3 protein-coding genes are annotated in these 3,696 nt (G+C 54.1%); 2 read left to right on the forward strand and 1 reads right to left on the reverse strand.

Features of this window, described 5'->3' with window-relative positions:
• Window positions 1–110: 110 nt before the first annotated feature.
• A complete protein-coding gene (gene trmD, locus AC0AP0_RS10230; protein ID WP_490430382.1) occupies window positions 111–1,061 on the reverse strand; it encodes a tRNA (guanosine(37)-N1)-methyltransferase TrmD in 951 nt (316 codons plus the stop codon).
• Window positions 1,062–1,410: 349 nt separating this feature from the next.
• Between trmD and AC0AP0_RS10235 the strand changes: the two genes are divergently transcribed.
• Both AC0AP0_RS10235 and AC0AP0_RS10240 read left to right on the forward strand, forming a co-directional pair.
• The gene (locus AC0AP0_RS10235; RefSeq protein ID WP_490430383.1) at window positions 1,411–2,034 is read left to right on the forward strand and encodes a hypothetical protein; all 624 of its coding nucleotides are present in this window, start codon (window positions 1,411–1,413) and stop codon (window positions 2,032–2,034) included.
• Window positions 2,031–3,140 carry a helix-turn-helix domain-containing protein gene (locus AC0AP0_RS10240; RefSeq protein WP_490430384.1) on the forward strand — a complete coding sequence of 370 codons (1,110 nt, stop codon included), beginning with the start codon at window positions 2,031–2,033 and terminating at the stop codon, window positions 3,138–3,140. Before AC0AP0_RS10235 ends, AC0AP0_RS10240 begins: the two co-directional genes overlap by 4 nt.
• Window positions 3,141–3,696 lie beyond the last annotated feature (556 nt).

A 3,696-nucleotide genomic window follows, 5' to 3' on the forward strand; every position in this document is an offset into this window, starting at 1 on the left:
GCCGCCCACGGCTCCTGAAGGATGGGCCATTGATCAGGCTCGCAGCTATGGGGAGACAGCAGTCTACTATCTGACGGTCCGCTGATCAGCCCTGCAAATTTGACGGGCAATCAATTTGACGGCTGGTCCAGAGGTCTCGGATGGGTTTTCCCTGTGCCCCAGCCCAGGTCTTCCAAGAGACGGCGGTCGTGCTTATCGAGAGTGGAGCAGTCCAATCGGGCAATCAGGTCGGGACGGATTCGACTGGTTCTCCTGATGGCCTCGTCGCGCCGGAACCTGTCCACCTTTCTGTGGTCGCCGCTGGTCAGTATCTCGGGCACAGCCATGCCACGCCAGGTGGTGGGGCGTGTGTACTGGCGATACTCCAGCAGCGGCTCAGCCCCGGTGTAGGATTCCTGCACAATGGATGCAGGATTGCCCATGAAGCCGGGCAGGAGACGTGTGATGGCCTCCAGCATGACCGAGACGGCCACTTCGCCCCCATTGAGTACGTAGTCGCCAATGGAGTACTCGCGAACGTCGATTCCCTGATTCCGGTAGTAGTCGGGAATGCGTGCGTCATAGCCTTCGTAGCGGCCGCAGCCGAATATCAGCCTCTCCGCCCGAGACAGCTCGGTCGCATCGGCCTGGGTGAACAGAGGAGCGGATGGGTTGGGGAAGATCAGGACTGGTCTGGCTACACCAGCCTCGTGGCTGTCTGCAGATGGATCTGCCTCGGATGCTATGTCGTAGCTTTTGTCGCCGGAACTCTTCATTGCCTCTTTTTCTTCTTCGGTATCGGCAGTATCGGTTGTCTGATCCATGGTGGGTGGTTGCAGAGCCGACCCGTCTGGCAAGTCCAGCAGATCGTCCAGGCACCGGCCCCAGACTTCAGGTTTCATGACCATGCCAGCTCCACCGCCCACTGGCGTATCGTCCACGGAGTGGTGCACGTCATGAGTCCAGTCGCGCAGGTTGTGGGCGCGTATAGTCACCAGGCCTTTCTCCTGGGCCTTGCCTAGCAGGCTGAGTCCAGTTACGTCAAAATACTCGGGGAAGACGGAGACGATATCGATTTGCATGTCACCAACTCTACCCAAGCTTGTTTGGGTCGGAATCGAGCGCGGAGTGGCACATTTTTAAGTTCGCCTAAAGGTTCGTCACGATGGTAAAATTCGTTTCCAGCGAGTCTGTCAGATTGATGGCTGCTGTGCAGCAACTGTTCAGATATGGTCAGCTCGGTGGTCTATATCGTCGCCTGTTATTTGTCGTCATGAAGATTCGTGACAACGTTGACGGTGAAAAGACAAGGCAAATCTGCATTTATTCTGACTTGATAGATTAATTTTGCGGTAGTAAACTCAAACTCAAATAGTAAAATAAAACAATGCTCCAAATATCAAACATGAACGCGCGTTTTAAGGAGACTCCTTGGAAAAACTTGAGCTCATTCGTCAGAACCTCACGCCAATCAATGATGCCCTTCCAACATTGTTGCCGCAGGCTAGGCTTCGTTCGCTGTCGGCCATGAGCACACTTGGCACTCCTCGAGCTAAGTATCCGAAGCTCTATGCGGACAACTTTAACGCGACGCTGCGCGCACAAATCACAGATGAGCCAATCGATGGCTGGAAACTTACGAAGTCCACCTCTGGTCTTCATCTGCGCAATATCGGTTCAGGCCTCAGGCTTCGATTCCTCAAGAAGTTCAAATTGGAGGGGAGTGTTCCTCCCGCTGGAACGAACTTACGGCGTAGGGAGGCATGGGTGCAACCAGCTATGCTCGACCAGGAGCTTTCAGGCAAGAAGCCGCTGAGTGACTCAGAAATTGTCTTGGTTTGGACCGAAGCAAACGGTATTTTCCATTGTTCCGCCTACCAGCCTACTGGAACCGGCCGTTTTCCTAAGGGCGCTCCCTGCATTGCCCTCATGGTTCTTCAGATGGGTGAAGGTTTCAACGGTATGGCGTTCAACGGTGATGATGAGGGGAATGAGCTGTTGGTCCCTCGTTCAAATACAATTGTCCAAGAAGAAAGGGAAGAGACAATCCGATGAATGAGTTCAATCCCACGCGCATTGAGCTTGCACGGAAGTATCGGGGTTGGACCAAAAAAGAGCTTGCCGAGCGTTCTGGCATGACCCCGACCTACATCGGCATGCTGGTTGGCAGTCCGACCGCTCATCTTACGGAATCGAGCGTCGAAAAGATAGCCTACGCAACCAGCCTTCCTCTGTCTTTCTTCATGCTGCGCGGTCCAGGTCTTGACTGGAATCGCCTCGCCTTTCGTCGCAAGAAAACAATCACCAGGAATCTCAGCAATCGCATCTGCGCGGAGTTCGAGATGTTGGCGGACACGGTCTCCAGGGTCAGTTCGATGTCAAATGTGCCAGATAAGACGGCATCCTGGCTAGATAAGATTGCACCGACCTTTAACCCGCAGGCACAAGGAGTCCGCCATATTGCGGCAAGCACGCGCGCGATACTGGGGCTGCCTTCCAGGGGAGCAGTGCGTAACATGATCCGAAGCGTGGAACGCAAGGGAGTGATCATTGCACCGCTGACGACGAAGGTAGCTGATTCGGTCAGTGATGGAGTTACTTACCCAGACAAGGCCCTTATAGGCTATTTTCCCGAAAACAAGCCTGGTGACCGGCTCAGATTCACTATTGCTCATGAGCTAGGGCATCTGGTTCTGCACCGGTACCGCCGTCCCAAGGATGTGTCCTTGATGGAGAGGGAGGCTAACGAGTTTGCTGGCGAATTCCTTTTTCCTGAGTCCGACGCGCGAGCGATCATCAGCCCGAGCATGATGCTGGAGGACTACCTGTACGTAAAGTCCGGATGGGGAATTTCCATTGGTGCAGCTGTGCGCAGAGCCTTCGATCTGGGTCTGATCGATGGCGACAAATACAAATCCCTGTACGTTCGCATGGCGCAGCGTCATTGGATAAAGCATGAGCCCGTGGAGGTCAAGGCGGAGCATCCGGTACGTCTTGCTCAAATGCTCGGCCGTGCGTTCGGCGGACTGGACGACACTGGTCGTTCCACGGTGCCCAGGGATGGGATTGAGGGATTCCTTGGTGTTCCCTTCGAACTGGCGAACGATTGGTGTGACAACAGGCTGACGGAAAAGGCGGCGAGCTGGACGATCATGAGATAGGCAAAGCGGCTATAGAAGCATCTCCATAAAGGCCATATTCGTCAGCAAGATATTCGGAAATGACTTACATGCCGGTAATGTCAAGTCAAAAAAAGAAGCTCAGTGGGTTCTTTGTTGACAGAACAGGAAAGTATGACCGGAACAGCGAGGGCTAGACTTGTCCAGGATTATCGAAGTCGTGGCAAAGTTAAAAAACCAACGGAGGGGTAGCCTAGCCTGATCGATGGTGAACGTGAGTTGCAGGAAACACATCAGCGTTAACAGTAAATCTCGATGTCGGCAACTCTACCCAAGCCTGTTCAGGTTCAGAGTGAGCGCGGATTGGTATACCTGTGGGTGCTACACTAGCTGGGTCTTCAAAGGTCATGGAGGTGAACCGGTTCTTCGCAGCATGCGGCTGTCAGTCCGGCGTCACCTTGGAAGATGTCATCAACGCAGCCAGAGAGCTATAACCGTTGCGCAAACTGCAATGAGAGCGGCATCGGATGATGCCATGCCGTACGGATCCGTGGAGATGGCTATGCGAACAGTCTGATGCGTTAGGAGCGGACGGTCC

This window comes from Bifidobacterium sp. POST2/T3 (B1) (assembly GCF_058197115.1).